This is a genomic window from Streptomyces sp. NBC_01465, from assembly GCF_036227325.1.
Lineage (GTDB): Bacteria > Actinomycetota > Actinomycetes > Streptomycetales > Streptomycetaceae > Streptomyces.
In genome coordinates, this window is sequence record NZ_CP109467.1 from 8,252,276 (window position 1) to 8,268,116 (window position 15,841).

A 15,841-nucleotide genomic window follows, 5' to 3' on the forward strand; every position below is an offset into this window, starting at 1 on the left:
CCACCACCCCGAAGGACTCCGTCATGTTCCGCTTGTTCCAGCGCACCCGGCTGACAGCCGTGGCCGCGTCCGCCCTGCTGCTGTTCGGAGCCGCGGCCTGCGGCTCCGGCTCGAGCGACGACAAGACCGCCCCGGTGTCCGACAGTTCGGCGGAGAAGGGCGCCTTCCCGGCGACCCTCACGCACAAGTACGGCACCACGACGGTGAAGTCCGAGCCCCAGCGGATCGTCACCGTCGGTCTCTCCGACCAGGACGCCGTCATCGCGCTGGGCAAGGTCCCGGTCGGCACGACCGAGTGGCTGGGCAACTTCAAGGGAGCCGTCGGACCCTGGGCCAAGGAGGCCCTCGGCGACAAGCCGCTGCCCACCGTCCTGCACGACAACGGCACAGGACCCCAGGTCGAGAAGATCGCAGCCCTGCGCCCCGACCTGATCCTCGCCCTCTACTCGGGCCTCACCAAGGACCAGTACCGCACCCTCTCCAAGATCGCTCCGGTCGTCGCCCAGCCCAAGGACGGTCCGGACTGGAGCATCTCCTGGCAGGACCAGACCGAGCAGGTCGGCAAGGCGCTCGGCCGGCCCGACGAGGCGAAGCAGCTGGTCGCGAAGACCGAGAAGCACATCGCCGACGCGGCAGCGGCGCACCCGGAGTTCAAGGGCGCGACCGCCGTGATGGCCACCCCGTACGAGGGCATGTACGTCTACGGCCCGCAGGACAACCGCTCCCGCCTCCTGAACGCCCTCGGCTTCACGCTCCCCACCGATCTGAGCAAGGTCGTCGGCGACGCGTTCGGCGCCAACATCAGCAAGGAGCGCACCGACCTGCTCGACACCAAGGCCATCGTCTGGATCGTCACCGACCCCGCCAAGGACGGCAAGAAGCTCCACGCCGACCCGCTCTACGGCAAGCTCGCCGTCGCCCAGCAGGGCCGCGAAGTGCTGGTCAAGGAGAGCAGCACCTTCGGCAGCGCGATCTCTTTCGTGAGCCCGCTGAGCCTGCCCTACACGGTCGACCGGCTGGTCCCGATGCTGACGGCCGCCGTCGACGGCAAGCCGGCGACCGTGGTTTCCGCACCCGCGTCCTGACCGCGCCGCGCCTCCGTACCCCAGCGAACCACCCGTGAGGAACCCCGTCGTGGAGTCAGCCCCGTGACCCGCCCCGCCCGATGGCGCCCCGCCCTGCTCGTGGCCCTTCTCACCCTCGGGCTGCTCGCGCTGTGCCTGCTGTCGCTGGGGCTCGGCGCCCTGCAGATCCCGCCCGGCCAGGTGATCCGGGCACTGACCGGTCAGCCGGTCGGAACCCGGGTCGAGGACATCGTCTGGTCGGTACGGGTACCGCGCACGGCCCTCGGTCTGGTGGCCGGTGCCGCGCTCGGCCTCTCCGGCGCAGTGATGCAGGCGCTGACCCGCAATCCGCTGGCCGACCCCGGCATCCTCGGGGTGAGCGCGGGCGCGGCCTTCGCCATCGTGCTCGCCGCCGGGGTGGCCGGAATCGGCTCGCTCCTCGGCTACGTCTGGTTCGCCTTCGCGGGCGCGATGGCGGCGAGCATCGTCGTCTATCTCCTCGGCCGGCTGGGGCGTTCGGGCTCGACCCCGGTGAAACTCGCGCTCGCCGGGGTCGCGGTGACCGCCGTACTGTCGTCGCTCACCAGTGCCGTCGTCCTCACCGACCCCGAGGCGCTGGACCGGTACCGCTTCTGGTCGGCGGGCTCGCTCGCCGACCAGGACGCCTCCACCGTCCTGCGGATCCTGCCCTTCCTGGCGGTCGGCGCCCTGCTCGCCCTGGCGAGCGCCCCGGCCCTCAACAGCCTGGCGCTCGGCGACGACGTCGCCGCCTCGCTCGGCCGCAGGCTCGGACTGGTCCGGCTCCAGGGCGTCGTCGCCGTCACCCTGCTCACCGGTGCGGCCGTCGCCGTCATCGGCCCCGTCGTCTTCATCGGCCTGGTCGTGCCGCACGTCGCCCGGGTGCTCGCCCAGTACGCGGGCCTCGGGCCCGACCACCGCTGGCTGCTGCCGCTCTCGGCGGTGCTGGCCGGCGGTCTGCTGCTCGCCGCCGACATCCTGGGACGGGTCGTCGACCGGCCCGTGGAGATCCAGGCCGGAATCATCGTCGCGTTCATCGGCGGACCGTTCTTCATCGCCCTGGTCCGCCGGCGCCGGCTCGCGGAGGTCTGACCGTGTCCACCGACTTCACACCCGCGACGGCCGAACCGGCACCCCGCGCCCCCGCGGGTGCCGGCCGTCCCTTCCGGCTCACGTTCCCGCCCGTCTCCGGCTTCCTCCGGCCCCGCCAACTCGTGGTCTGCGCCGGGCTCGTGGTCGCACTGTTCCTCGTCCTCTGCTGGGACCTCTCCGTCGGCGAGTACGGCATCCCGCTCGCCGACGTCGCCCGCGCCCTCACCGGATCCGGCGACCCGGGCACGCTCCTGGTGGTCCAGGAACTGCGCCTGCCCCGCGCCATGGTGGGCCTCCTGGCCGGCATCGCGTTCGGCATGTCCGGCGCCCTCTTCCAGACCATGACCCGCAACCCCCTGGCCAGCCCCGACATGATCGGACTGACCCAGGGCGCCGGGACCGCCGTCGTCGCGGGCATCGTGCTGGGCTGGGACTTCGGACTCGGCACCCAGGCACTGGGACTCCTCGGCGCCCTCGCCAGTGCACTGCTCGTCTACGGGCTCGCCTGGCGGCGCGGCACCACCGGCTACCGGATCATCCTCGTGGGCATCGGGGTGTCGTGGGTCTGCCTCAGCGCCACCGACTTCCTGCTCGCCAGGGGCGGCCGCTTCCAGGCCCAGGCCGCGCTCGGCTGGCTCGTCGGCAACCTCAACGGCCGCGACTGGCAGCAGGCCGCACCGCTCGCCGCCGCCCTCGCCGTCCTGGCGCCCACCGCCCTGCTGATCGGCCGGCTCATGCGTACGCTCCAGCTCGGCGACGACGTCGCCAAGGGGCTCGGCACCCGGGTCCAGGCGGTGCGCCTCGTCGTCCTGCTCACCGGGGTCGGCCTGGTCGCCTTCGCGACCGCCGCCGCGGGACCCGTCGCGTTCGTGGCGCTCGCCGCCCCGCAGATCGCCCAGCGGCTCTGCCGTACGGCCTGGCCGCCACCCCTCGCCGCCGGACTCACCGGCGCCCTCGTCGTCCTCGCGTCCGACGTCGTCGCACGCGAACTGATCCCCGGCACCGAACTGCCCGTAGGGATCGTCACCGGGGTGCTCGGCGCCCCGGTGCTGCTCTGGCTGCTCATCCGCGTCAACCGCGCGGGCTCAGGAGGCTGACCGATGTCCACCGCCGATCCCGAACTGCGGGCCGAGAGCCTGCACCTGGGCTACGACGACCGGGCCGTCGTCACCGGCCTCGACCTGGCCGTCCCGCCGGGCCGTATCACCGCCATCGTCGGGGCCAACGCCTGCGGCAAGTCGACGCTGCTGCGCGCCCTGGCCAGACTGCTGACACCCCGCCAGGGGACGGTGACCCTCGACGGCCGCGCCCTGCACTCCATCCCCACCCGCGAGCTCGCCCAGCGGCTCGGCATCCTCCCGCAGTCACCCGTCGCCCCCGAGGGGCTGACCGTCATCGACCTGGTCAACCGGGGACGCTCCCCGCACCAGACCTGGTGGCGGCAGTGGACCAAGGCCGACGAGCAGGCGGTGCACGACGCGCTCGCGGCGACCGGCACCACAGAGCTCGCCGACCGCGCCGTCGACGAACTCTCCGGCGGCCAGCGCCAGCGCGCCTGGATCGCCATGGCCGTCGCACAGGGCACCCCGGTGATGCTGCTCGACGAGCCGACCACGTACCTCGACCTGGCCCATCAGATCGATGTCCTCGACCTGATCACCGACCTCAACCGCCGCGAGGGACGCACGGTGGTGATGGTGCTGCACGACCTCAACCAGGCCTGCCGGTACGCCGACCATGTGATCGCCATGAAGTCCGGCCGGATCGTCGCGGAGGGCGCCCCCGCCGACGTCATCACCGCTACCACCGTGGAGGACGTCTTCGGGCTCCGCTGCCAGGTGACGACGGACCCGGTCAGCTCAACGCCGCTGGTCATCCCGGTGGGCCGGCACCATGCCCCCGCCGAGAACAGGGAGCCTGCGGCGAAACTTCCCGGCTGACACCGGAATCCGGCGTCCCACCGAAAGGGCAGACAGCGGAAAAATTGGCGTGAAAGGGACGGCCCGATTCGAGCAGTTCCCCAGGCATCGTCCAGCGGTGGCGTGCATCATCGAGCGGTACCCCGCTCATTTGGTTACTCTGTTCTCGACGGACAGCCGGAGGAGACCTACCAGTCTCCCCGGCCCGTTCTGGGACAGGCACGCACCACGGCCGCGGTCCCGCCCGACAACCGGCGCCACCGCGTCCGAACTGCCCTTGCCCATGCGGTTACGCGAGCACAAAGGAGTGCGCGGTGACACCTGAAACGACACAACGCGAGAAGCGTCCGGCAGACCGAAGCGATCGGGCCCGAGGGCCCGAGAAGCTCCTCAGCCTCGATGTCTGGGCCCGATCGGCGCCCATCCGGCTGGCCGGCTACGAGGAAGACCTGGCAGAGCCCCACATCCTGCAGGGAATCGACTAGCAGCGACTCGCCCGCCCCGGCCCCCGGCATCCGCCGGGGGCCGGGGCTTCCTCAACTCCTGACGTCCATCGCCAGCGACACCGCCCCGTACAGTGCGGCTTCGTCCACGAAGCGGGCCGGGGTGAGTTCGGGCGGAAACGGGACCGCGGCGTCCAGCGCCGTGCGGAACCGCTTCAGCAGGGGCCGCCCCGCCCCCATCAGACCGCCGCCCACCACCACACGCTCCGGATCCAGTGCGATGCAGAGATTCGCCACCGCCGCGGCGAGCGCGGACACCGACTCGTCGAGCAGGGACCGCACTTGGGGCTCGCGCCACCGGGCGAAGAGCGCGGCCGCCGATACGGGGGCGCCGAGCAGCTGTGCACCGCGGGAAGCGAGGGCGGCGCCCGAGACATGCTCCTCCAGCGGGGCGCGGCCCGCGGCGAAGCCCGGTTCGTCCGGGGTACGCAGCAGATAGGCGATCTCGCCCGCCGCCCCGTGGGCGCCGGGCACCACCCGCCCCCCGGCCACGATCCCGGCGCCCAGACCGGTGCCGATGTTGAGGTAGAGGCCACTGCTCACACCGCTCAGCCGCCCCCAGCGCAGTTCCGCGGCGGTGGCCGCCTTGACGTCGTTGTCGATCCGGAGCGGCAGTCCCCCGAACTCCTTGCGCAGCAGCCGGGGGAGGTCCAGGTCCTCCCAGCCCGGCACGGTCGGGGCCAGCCGGATCCGCTCGCCGTCGACCACGCCGATCGTGGCCACACCGACCCCCGTCAGTGCTCCTCCGGTCCCGGCGACCAGCTCGCCGGCCGCGGCGAGGGAGCGCCGCAGAACCCCCTGCGCACCGCCGGGGCCCGCGGTCGGCAGGCGGGTCCGGCCGAGGACGCGGGGGACCGGGCCCGCCGTGTCCATGGTGGCCAGCGCCACCTTCGTACCGCCGAAGTCGATGCCCAGGACGAAGCCGGGCGTCATCCCAGCCCCTCCGGACGGCCCTTGCGGGCCAGCGAGTCGAGGGCCACGGCCAGGGCGAGCACCAGCGCGGTGACCATGAAGCGGACCGAGGAGTCGACGCTCAGGAGCAGCATGCCGTTGGTGATCGACTGGATGACGAGAATGCCGAGCAGAGCGGCATAGGTACGCCCCCGCCCGCCGAAGAGACTCACCCCGCCGATGACGGCGGCCGCGATGGCGTTGAGCAGGATGTCGCTGCCGCCCGAGTTCTGGTTGACGGCGGACAGGCGGCTCGCCGCGAGGACCCCGCCGAACGCGGCGATCGTGGCGGACGCGACGAACGCGAGGGTGCGGACCCGGGGGACGTTGATGCCGGAGCGGCGAGCGGCCTCCGCGTTGCCGCCGACCGCGTACATCCGGCGGCCCGCCACGGTGTGCCGGACCAGCACGTCGAGGACGACGACCAGCGAGGCGAAGATCACGAGGGTGAGCGGGACGCCCCGGTCGGCGGTGAGGATACGGACGACGACCGCCAGCAGCACGGCGAGGGCCGCGACGCGCAGGGCAGGGCGGTGCACCGGCTCCACGGGGAGGTCGAGCGCGGCCCGTGCACGGCGGGTGAGCAGGGCGGCTGCCGCGTACGCCGCGGTGATCACCGCGACCAGGGTCCAGGAGAGGGCGTCGGGCAGCCAGGTGTCGCTGAGCTTCGCGATCGATCCGTCGAAGGGCAGATTGATGGTGCCGCCCTTGCCGAGGAGATAGATCAACAGGCCCTGCCAGCCGATCAGTCCGGAGAGGGTGACGACGAAGGACGGCATGCCGATACGGGTGAACATCAGCCCGTGCAGCAGCCCGATCGCCGCGCCCGCCGCCAGCGCCAGCAGGACGGCGAGCAGCGGGTGGAGGCCGTGGCGGACCGTCTGGATCGTCATCACGACGGCGCACAGACCGCTGACCGAACCGACCGACAGATCGATCTCGCCGAGCAGCAGCACCATGATCACACCGAGCGAGATGGTGCCCGTCGCGGCCATCTGCAGCGCGAGGTTGGTGAGGTTCTCGGGGGAGAGGAAGTGGCTGTTGAGGGAGGAGAAGACGGCCATGACGGCGGCGAGGGCCACGGTGACCGGCAGCGCCCCGAGCTCCCGCCCGGCCAGCCCCCGGCGGGCGGCGGCCGCGTACGCCTTCATGACGCGTACCCCGCACCCGTGATGGCCGCGACGATCATCTCCTGCGTCGCCTCCCGCGTCCGGAACTCGCCCGCGTTGGCGCCGAGCCTGAGCACGACGACCCGGTCGCTCACCGCGGTGACGTCGACGAGATTGTGCGAGATGAGCAGCACCGCAAGACCCCGGTCCCTCAATCGCCGTACCAGGGACAGGACTTGGGCGGTCTGCTCCACCCCCAGGGCGGCGGTCGGCTCGTCGAGGATCACCAGTCGGGGTGCGCCGATCAGTGCACGGGCGATGGCGACGGACTGGCGCTGACCGCCGGAGAGCGCCGCGACGGGGGTGCGGATCTCGGGTATCCGTACGTCCAGGGAGGCGAGCAGATCGCGGGCGGTGCGCTCCATGCGCAGCTCACGGAGCCAGGTGAAGCGGCGCTCCTCGTGCCCGAGGAAGAGATTGGCGACGACGTCCAGGTTCTCGCAGAGCGCCAGGTCCTGGTGGACGGTGGAGATGCCCAGCGCCTGGGCGTCGTGCGGGCCGCGGACGGTGACCGGGCGCCCGTCGAGGGTGATCTCGCCCGCGTCGGCGTGCGTGACCCCCGACACCACCTTGATCAGGGTGGACTTTCCGGCGCCGTTGTCCCCGACGAGTGCCACCACCTCACCGGCGCGGACGTCCAGGTCCACCCCGGCGAGGGCGCGTACCGGACCGTACCGCTTGACCACGTTCCGCACGGCCAGCAGGGCCGCCACTACCGAAGCCCCGCTGCCGTGCACGCGGTGGCGAAGGCGGCGGTGCAGATCTGGTCCACCGTGTAGAAGCGGTCCTTGACGATCGTGTCCTTGATCTTTTCCTTGGTGACCGCGGTGGGGCTGAGCATGTACGCGGGGATCCCCGCGGTGCCGTTGTTCACGGTCGTGGGCGCCTTGATCTTCTCGCCGCGGCCGAGCGCCACGGCGGTCTCGGCGGACTGTGCGGCCTGCGCGGGGATGTCGAGATAGACGGTCATGTACTGATCGCCCGTCACAATGCGCTGTACACCGGCCAGTTCGGCGTCCTGTCCGGTGATCGGCGGCAGCTTTGCGTATCCGGCGCGCTTCATCGCGGCGATGGCGCCGCCCGCCATCCCGTCGTTGGCGGAGAGGACTCCGGCCACGGAGTCCCGGCCGAGCGCGGTGATCGCCTGCTCCATCTCGTCCTGAGCCTTGTCCGGGCTCCAGTCGGGGGTGTCGTACTCCCGGCCGATGGTCACCTTGCCGTCGAGGACGCTGTGCGCACCCTTCTTGTAATCGGCCGAACTGGGGTCCGTCTTGGCCCCGTTGATCATCACGATCCCGGGCTTTCCCGTGACGCCCCGCGCCTTCATGGCATCCAGCAGGGCCTGCCCCTGCATCTCGCCGACCCTGACGTTGTCGAAGGAGACGAAGGCGTCGTACGAAATCCCCGTGATGAGCCGGTCGTACGCCAGCACCGGGACCTCCTTCTGCTGCGCCGCATGGATCTGCGGGGCGACGGCCGCGGCGTCCACGGCGTCCAGGACGAGGACGTCCGCGCCCTGGGTGAGGGCCGCCTCGATCTGGGACTGCTGCTTGGGGGCGTCCTGGTCGGCGTTGAAGTACAGCACCTTGCAGCCGGGGCAGAGGGCCTTGACCTTCGCCTCGAACTTCGGGCGGTCCACGGCTTCGTAGCGCGTGGTCTTGGACTCGGGAAGCAGCAGGGCGATCGTCGGGTTCTTCCCGCTGCCGGAAGAGTTTCCGCTGTCGGAACAGCCGGCGACGAGCAGTAACGCCACGGCCGGCAAGGCTATCCATCCACCGCGCATGAGCCTCTCCTCGTGGTGAGGGCCGAAGGCTGAGCTGAGTTCCCTTCGAATGTGGGACCGTTGGCAGAGTTTGGCAAGGTCTCTGCCGAAGAAAGGGAGAGTCCTTCACGAAGGGGGCAGCGATGACCGGACACGACGATCCGACGGCCAACTCGACCAGCGTGCTGCGGATCATGAACGAACGGGCGCTCTTCGAGCAGCTTTTGCGCCACGGCCCGGTCTCCAGGCCCCAGTTGGCGGCCGCCACAGGTCTCTCCAAGCCCACGATCTCCGTCGCACTCGCCGATCTCGAACGCGTGGGCGTGGTGCGGTCCGTGGGTCTGGCGACCGGCGGAACGGGCCGGGCGGCGCAGCTCTACGAGATCCATCCGCAGGCCGGCTGGGTGATGGCCTTCGACGTCGGCCGGTCGTTCGTGCGGATCGCCCTCGCCACCCTCACGGGAGAGACCGTGGTCCGCCGCGATGTGCGCTCCAGGGCGCGCAGCGCCGTGGGTCTGCTGGCCCAACTGGAGTCGCTCGCACGGGAGATCACCGAGGAGGCGGGCATCGGTCCGGAGGCCGTCACGTTCACCGTCTTCGGCACCCCGGGCACCCACGACCAGCGGACCGGAGTGCTGCGTCTCGCGCCCAATCTGCCCGGATGGAACCGGCCGGGCTCCGTGGACCGGCTCCGTACAGTGACAGGATCGCCCTTCCTCGTCGAGAACGACATCAATCTGGCCGCCCTCGGCGAGCAGGCGCACGGCCTGGGCGGCGACGTCGACGACTTCGTCTTCATGTCGATCGGCACGGGCATCGGCTTGGGAGTTGTTCTCGGGGGACGGCTCCACCGCGGTGCGCAGCGTGCGGCTGGCGAGATCTCGTATCTGCCGTTCGGTGAGAGCGATCCCCTCGCCGCCGGGCCCGTGTCCCGCCGCCGGGGGCTGCTGGAGTCCGTCGCCTCCGCCGACGCGGTGGTCGCCGTGGCCCGGCGCTTCGGCATGAGCGGGCGCATCAGTGCGAAGCGGATCTTCGATGCCGCACGGGCCGGGGACGCGACGGCACTACGGGTCGTGGAGGCCGAGGCGGACCATCTCGCCCATGCCCTGGCCAGTGTCATCGCCGTACTCGACCCGGAACTGGTGGTGCTCGGGGGCGGAATCGGGGCGCACGGCGGGGAGTTGCTCGTGGGTCCGGTGCGGGAGCGGCTCGGCGACCTGGTGCCCCTGCGTCCGCCGCGGATCGAGGCGTCGGCGCTGGGCGACGACGCGGTGGTTCTCGGGGCGCTGGCCACCGGGCTGCGTCAGGCGCGTGACCTGGTGTTCCAGCGGGCCCTGGCTTCTGACTGACACTCAGCAGTCATCGGATGTCAGAGTGAGGGAAGTTCCTTTCTGTGCGGTGAAGTGTATTGACAGGCGGTCATCGCGCTCCAATCATCGGACCTCATGACCGAACTTCCCAGGCGCCATGTACTCGGAATGACGGCGGGGGCGGCAGTCGGCGCCGCCCTTCTCACCCCGGCAACGGCCGATGCGGATCCAAGAACGGCAGACACGGTCGGAGAAGTGAGAGGCGACTGGGGCACGGTCCCGGCCGCCGTCCCCGTACCGCTCGACCAGTGGTTCGACAACGACGGCATCGACACCGCGGACGCCCGCGGCGGCAACTTCGACGGTTCCGGATACACCTTCCCCGGTGAGGAACTCCCCGCAGGGCCAGTGCAGTTGGACGGAGTTCCGTTCCTCTTCCCCGCCTCGACGGCGGGCGCCAAGAACAACATCGTCGCCCTCGGGCAGCGCATCGACCTTCCCCGGGGCCGGTATCTCTCCGGCTCGTTCCTCGTCGCCTGCAGCTACGGCGCGGCCTCGGGTCCTGCCACCCTGCACTACGCGGACGGCTCGACCGGTACGGCCGGTCTCGGTGGCCCCGACTGGTACTCCGGAAGCGGACCGCTCTCCGCCCCCTACCGCTACAACCCGTCCGGCGGCAAGGACGCCAACCGCGTCTCCTTCGGCGTCTCCGAGGTCGCGATCGACCCGTCGAAGGAGATCGTGGGCGTCACCCTGCCCACCACCAACCCGGCCGAGGCCAACAAGTCATCGCTCCACGTCTTCGCGCTCTCGCTCCAACCGGCCGCCGACGGGCGGGCGTTGACCCTGCGCGCCGCCCACTCCACCACCAGCTCCCTCGACTCGGGCGCCCAGAGCGTGGAAGCCACCGTCGTCAACGCGGGCACCGTCGGGATCCTCGCCTCCGACGCGCTCACCGTCTCCGTCGACGTGGCGGGCGCCCGTACGGTCCAGCCCGCCCGGATCCCGCGGCTCGCCCCCGGCGACCAGGCCAGAGTGCGCATCGGCATCCGCAGCAGGCCCGGCGTGGAGCCGGGAACCCAGCAGTCGGGCCGGGTCGTGGCCCGCGGCCGCGGCCAGGAGGCGGCGGCATCACCGAGTCAACTCACTCTGGGTGTGCCGGACTTCCAGCCCACCGACGCCTCGCTCTCCACCCACCAGGCCCCGTACTGGTTCCAGGACGCCAAATTCGGCATTTTCATCCACTGGGGCGTGTACTCCGTGCCCGCCTGGGCGCCGGTCGGCAAGCAGTACGCCGAGTGGTACTGGGACCAGATGCAGGACCCGAACAACCCCACCTACGCCCACCACCGCGAGGTGTACGGCGAGAACTTCAACTACGACGACTTCATACCGCAGTTCACGGCCAAGAACTTCAACCCGCGCTCCTGGGTCGAGCTCTTCCGCGACGCCGGTGCGCAGTACCACGTCCTCACCTCCAAGCACCACGAGGGCTTCGCGCTCTGGGACTCCAAGGTCTCCGACCGCAACGCCGTCAAGATGGGCCCGGGGCGCGACCTGATCAAGGAGCTCTTCGAGGCGTCCCGGACGTACGCGCCCGAACTCCACCGCGGCCTGTACTTCTCGATGCCCGAGTGGTTCAACCCCGACAACCCCTGGATGGGCCACGCGCCCCGCAACCCGTACACCCTGGAACCCGTCCCGTACACCGGCTACACCGCCGGCAAGGACTACGTGAAGGACCTCCAGGCCCCGCAGATGCTGGAGCTGATCGAGGGCTACGACCCCGAGATCATCTGGTGCGACATCGGCGGCGTGAACGACAGCCACCGGGTCCTGGCCGAGTACTTCAACCACGCCAAGAACCGCAACCGGCCGATCGAGGTGACGGTCAACAACCGCTCGGGCATCGGCCCGCACGACTTCACGACGCCCGAGTACACGACGTACGACTCGGTCGTCACCGACAAGTGGGAGGCCAGCCGGGGTCTCGACCCGTTCAGCTACGGGTACAACCAGGCCACCCCCGACAGCATGTACATGTCCGCGGAGGAGATCGTGCACACGATCGTCGACGCGACGAGCAAGAACGGGAACTTCCTGCTCGACATCGGGCCGCGCGCCGACGGCACCATCCCCGAGATCATGCAGACCAGGCTGCGCGAGACGGGCCAGTGGCTGAAGGTCAACGGCGAGGCGATCTACGGCAGTACGTACTGGGCGCGGATGCCGGAGCTGGGCGAGGACCTGCGGTTCACCGTCCAGCCGGGCAAGGCCTTCTACATCCACTCGCTGGCACAGCCCGGCGCCATGCTCACCGTCGAGGCGCCGGTACCGGTCCGCAGCGGCGACAAGGTGACCATGCTCGGCTACGGCCGGCCGCTCAACTGGCGTACGAGCGGCGGGAAAATGGTGATCGACGTGCCCGCGGGTGCCAGGGCCGCGGGCCGTTACGCCTGGGTCTTCAAGATCGAGCAGATCAGGTAGCGCCGTCGGCGATCCGCCGGAGGACCGCGGTGAGCCGGTGGGCGTAGGCCCGCTGGAGCACCGGGACCAGCGGGCCCGCGAGCCGGGTGTACCAGCTCGCGGGCCGGCTGAAGGCAGTGACCGTGAACCACACGGTCCCGTCCGCGGCCAGCTCGACCACGAACGACTCCTCGCCGCACTCCGGGTGGCGGGCGCGGGTGCCGTACGCGAACCCGGTCCGTTCGCTCTCGTACGCCGTCCAGATCACCTCGCAGGGGGCGCGGAACCGCAGCGGCCCGAACCCCAGCGACACCTCGACGAACGTCTCCGGCTCGACGCGCGGAACCTCCGCCGTCACCCGCGCACCCGTGGCGCGGTGCATCCGCCAGCCGGTCACGGCGGAGCCCGCGGCCTCGAACGCCGCGCGGCCGTGACCGACGGGGGAGCGGACCTGGAGGTGGTGGTAGCCGGGAGGCAGCGGGAGCAGGCGGGTGGCGCCGCGCTCCTCGTAGTTGAGGGCGCCCGAGCGGTCGGTCCGGTTCATCCGGCTCAGAAGATTCATACGGCAGCAGTCTCCTTGATGCGACGCCAGGCCAGCACCGAACAGAGTGCGAAGCCGAGCGCGTTGCCGAGGCCGTGAGTGGCGGCCATCCAGGTCAGGGTGGGATGCGGAATTCCGGTGGCCTCGCCGAGTGCCCAGCTCAGCGCGAGGAGCATGGTTGCCACCAGGACACCGGCGGCGGTGGCGAGCATCGCCCGCGTCAGCCGGTCCCGGCCGCGCGTACGAATGTCCCGCCAGGTCAGCAGCGAAACGGCCCACATGCCCGCAGTGAGGACAAGTGCCCCTGCGAGTTCTGCCCAGTCGTCGACGAAGTAGCCGACGAGTACGAGCAGCGTTCCCAGTGGCACGCTCAGCGCGGCCAGCTTTCCCGTACGTCCGCCGCTCGTCCGGCAGCAGAGGCCCGCGACCAGGGCCGCGCTGAATCCGGCGAAGTGGAAGTGCGGCACGGTCAGCGCCAGGATTCCCAGGCCGAAGCCGAACAGTTCGTGCCCCGAGCGTTCGGCGACCAGGGCGAGGCCGGCGACGGACGGGGTGACCAGCGCGGTGAGCACCGCGATCTCGGCGGCGGCGAGGGAGCGGTTGCGGTACAGCCGCAGTGGCGCGTGCGCCGCGAGGAACACGGTGGCCAGGGCGTAGACCGAGGCCAGGGCGGTCGCCGTCGGACCGCGCTCCAGCCAGAGCGAGAGGGCGCCGGGCACCGCCGCGAGCGGCCAGAGCCGACGGACCGGATCCAGCCGGGGGTCGCCGATCAGCCGCAGCCCCGCGGGGACCACGACCAGCATCCCCAGCATCACGATCAGATCGACCAGTACGGACATCTGTTCCCCCCACCCCTTGGTTGAACGCGTTCAAGACGCAGCTTGAGCGTAGACCGTGAATTGAACGTGTTCAAGTCCGAATCCCCGACCGTTCGAGTAATGGGACAAACCGTGGCAGAGTGGCTCCATGGTGGATCGGACGGCGGGCACTTCGTCCCTTCCGGACGACTGGCCCGCACACCCGGATCTGAGCCTTGCCCTGAACCGGATGGGCAGCTTCGACTGGGATCTCGACAGCGGACTGATGCACCTCGATCAGTCCGCCCTCGACGTGTTCGACCTCTACGCCGACGAGTACGACGGCCACCCCGAGACCCTCGGCCGCCGCGTCCCCTCCGACGAGGGCACCCGGCTCGACGCGATGGTCTCCCAGGCACTCAAGAACGGCGCGACCACCTACGGCGCCTACTTCCGCGTCCGCGGCCGCGACGGCTTCCTGCGCTGGGTCCACACCCAGGGCTTCATCCGCCGCAACGCCGAAGGCCGGCCGCACCGCATCATCGGCATCGTCCGCGACGCGGCCCAGGAGCTCGCCGAGTCCGCCGCCCGCCACGAGCTGGACACCGAGCGACGCCGCCGTACGAGCCTCGTCGAGGGGACCACCGCGGCCCTGGCGCACGCCCGCACCGTCCGCGACGTCATCGACGTACTGAAGGACTCGCAGGGCCTCGAACACCTGGGGGCCACCAGCCTGGTCATGGGTCTGCACGAGGCCGGCCGCATCCACCTCGTCGCCGAGGGGCCGGAGAACAGCTTCGTGCCCGGCACGCGCTACACCCGGGTCGACGAGCCGTACCCGATGAGCGAGGTGATCCGCACCCTCGCACCCCGCTTCATCGAGTCGCCCGAGGACTTCGCGACCTCCTACCCGGGCCTGTGGCCGCACATCAGCGGCCTGGGCATCACCGCCGCCGCGTATCTGCCGCTGATCGCGCAGGCCCGCCCCATCGGCGCGCTCGGGCTGCTCTACCGCGACAAGACGGGCTTCACCAGCGACGAGCGCAACCTTCTGGTCGCCCTCGGCAGTTCCATCGCCCAGAGCCTGCAGCGCGCCATGCTCTACGAACAGGAGCACGACCTGGCCCAGGGGCTCCAGCAGGCGATGCTGCCTCGCCGCATCCCCGAGGTTGCGGGGGCGGAGATCGCCGTCCGCTACCGTTCCGCCCGGCTCGGCCGGGACATCGGCGGTGACTGGTACGACGTGATCCCCCTGCCCGGCGGCCGGGTCGGGGCCGTCATCGGCGACGTACAGGGGCACGACACCCATGCGGCGGCCGTCATGGGCCAACTCCGCATCGTGCTGCGGGCGTACGCGGCCGAGGGGCACACCCCCGCCACCGTCGTGGCCCGCGCATCCGTCTTCCTCCACGAACTGGACACCGACCGCTTCGCCACCTGCACCTACGCCGAGGTCGACCTGTCCACCGGCGTCATCCAGGTGGTGCGCGCCGGGCACGTCGACCCCCTGATGCGGCACGCCGACGGCAGCTGCCGACGGCTGCCCGTCGAGGGCGGACTGCCGCTCGGGCTCTCCGCCGAGTTCCGGCAGCTCGAATACCCCGTCACCACCGTGGAGCTGGACCCCGGACATGCCCTGCTGCTCTACACCGACGGCCTCGTGGAGCAGCCCGGCGCGGACCTGGACGACGGCATGCAGGCGCTGTCGATGGCGGTCGAGAGCGGCCCGAGGGATCTGCAGCTCCTGGCCGACCGGCTGTGCGAGGTGGTCGACGACCGCAGCGGCGCGGACGACGTGGCGCTGCTGCTTCTGCGCCGTACGGTCGGGGACCTGCCGCAGTCGGGCGGCCGGCTGCGGCAGCATGTGGCCGCCGCCGACCCGGAGGCGCTGAGCTCGGCGCGGCACATGATCCGTGCGGCGGTCCGGGCCTGGGGCGCCCGGGAGAGGTCCGATGAAATCGAGCTGGCCGCCGACGAGTTGATCACCAACGCGCTGATGCACACCGACGGCGGGGCCATCGTCACGATCCGGGTTCTCGCGGGTCCCGAGCGCCGGATGCGCGTCGAGGTGGAGGACCGGTCCAGCGCTCTGCCGCGCCGCCGTGAGGCGGGGGAGTCGGGGGTCTCGGGGCGCGGGCTGATGCTGGTGGACCGGTTGGCGGAGGTGTGGGGAGTCGAGTCGCGAGGCAGCGGTAAATGCGTGTGGTGCGAGTTCATCGTGCCGCGGCGCGAGGCAATGTGATGGATAC

Annotated in this window: 13 protein-coding genes; 7 read left to right on the forward strand and 6 right to left on the reverse strand. The window is 71.0% G+C overall.

What is annotated here, in order from left to right:
* Positions 1 to 23 precede the first annotated feature (23 nt).
* The 4 genes from OG707_RS38215 to OG707_RS38230 all read left to right on the forward strand — a co-directional run bounded on the left by OG707_RS38215 (position 24) and on the right by OG707_RS38230 (position 4,114).
* On the forward strand, positions 24 to 1,085 hold the full coding sequence (locus tag OG707_RS38215) for an iron-siderophore ABC transporter substrate-binding protein (RefSeq protein WP_329126471.1): 1,062 nt from the start codon (positions 24 to 26) through the stop codon (positions 1,083 to 1,085).
* A 63-nt stretch (positions 1,086 to 1,148) separates the two neighbouring features.
* Positions 1,149 to 2,174, forward strand: a complete 1,026-nt coding sequence (locus tag OG707_RS38220) for a FecCD family ABC transporter permease (RefSeq protein WP_329126472.1) — start codon at positions 1,149 to 1,151, stop codon at positions 2,172 to 2,174.
* A gap of 2 nt (positions 2,175 to 2,176) precedes the next feature.
* Positions 2,177 to 3,271, forward strand: coding sequence for a FecCD family ABC transporter permease (locus OG707_RS38225; protein WP_329126473.1), 1,095 nt, complete (start codon positions 2,177 to 2,179; stop codon positions 3,269 to 3,271).
* A 3-nt stretch (positions 3,272 to 3,274) separates the two neighbouring features.
* Positions 3,275 to 4,114, forward strand: coding sequence for an ABC transporter ATP-binding protein (locus OG707_RS38230; RefSeq protein ID WP_329126474.1), 840 nt, complete (start codon positions 3,275 to 3,277; stop codon positions 4,112 to 4,114).
* A gap of 515 nt (positions 4,115 to 4,629) precedes the next feature.
* Here OG707_RS38230 and OG707_RS38235 read toward each other — a convergent pair.
* From OG707_RS38235 to OG707_RS38250, 4 genes are read right to left on the reverse strand one after another with little or no spacing between them, the layout of a single operon-like run.
* Entirely contained in the window at positions 4,630 to 5,529 is a 900-nt protein-coding gene (locus tag OG707_RS38235) for an ROK family protein (protein WP_329126475.1), read from the reverse strand.
* Positions 5,526 to 6,698, reverse strand: a complete 1,173-nt coding sequence (locus OG707_RS38240) for a sugar ABC transporter permease (RefSeq protein ID WP_329126476.1) — start codon at positions 6,696 to 6,698, stop codon at positions 5,526 to 5,528. The genes OG707_RS38235 and OG707_RS38240 overlap by 4 nt, the downstream gene beginning before the upstream one ends.
* Positions 6,695 to 7,420 (reverse strand): ATP-binding cassette domain-containing protein, encoded by a 726-nt coding sequence (locus tag OG707_RS38245; RefSeq protein WP_329128195.1) that lies wholly within the window; start codon positions 7,418 to 7,420, stop codon positions 6,695 to 6,697. Before OG707_RS38245 ends, OG707_RS38240 begins: the two co-directional genes overlap by 4 nt.
* Positions 7,421 to 7,428: 8 nt before the next feature.
* The gene (locus tag OG707_RS38250; protein ID WP_329126477.1) at positions 7,429 to 8,469 is read right to left on the reverse strand and encodes a sugar ABC transporter substrate-binding protein; all 1,041 of its coding nucleotides are present in this window, start codon (positions 8,467 to 8,469) and stop codon (positions 7,429 to 7,431) included.
* Between the two features lie 152 nt (positions 8,470 to 8,621).
* On the opposite strand from OG707_RS38250, the gene OG707_RS38255 reads away from it, so the two are divergent.
* Entirely contained in the window at positions 8,622 to 9,827 is a 1,206-nt protein-coding gene (locus OG707_RS38255; protein ID WP_329126478.1) for an ROK family transcriptional regulator, read from the forward strand.
* A gap of 96 nt (positions 9,828 to 9,923) precedes the next feature.
* A complete protein-coding gene (locus tag OG707_RS38260) occupies positions 9,924 to 12,275 on the forward strand; it encodes an alpha-L-fucosidase (RefSeq protein WP_329126479.1) in 2,352 nt (783 codons plus the stop codon).
* On the opposite strand, the gene OG707_RS38265 is transcribed toward OG707_RS38260, so the two are convergent.
* A complete protein-coding gene (locus OG707_RS38265; protein WP_329126480.1) occupies positions 12,268 to 12,816 on the reverse strand; it encodes a DUF1990 family protein in 549 nt (182 codons plus the stop codon). The two genes, OG707_RS38260 and OG707_RS38265, sit on opposite strands and share 8 nt — an antisense overlap.
* Positions 12,813 to 13,634, reverse strand: a complete 822-nt coding sequence (locus tag OG707_RS38270) for a YndJ family protein (protein ID WP_329126481.1) — start codon at positions 13,632 to 13,634, stop codon at positions 12,813 to 12,815. Before OG707_RS38270 ends, OG707_RS38265 begins: the two co-directional genes overlap by 4 nt.
* Positions 13,635 to 13,761: 127 nt before the next feature.
* On the opposite strand from OG707_RS38270, the gene OG707_RS38275 reads away from it, so the two are divergent.
* A complete protein-coding gene (locus OG707_RS38275) occupies positions 13,762 to 15,834 on the forward strand; it encodes a SpoIIE family protein phosphatase (protein WP_329126482.1) in 2,073 nt (690 codons plus the stop codon).
* The last annotated feature ends 7 nt before the right edge of the window (positions 15,835 to 15,841 follow it).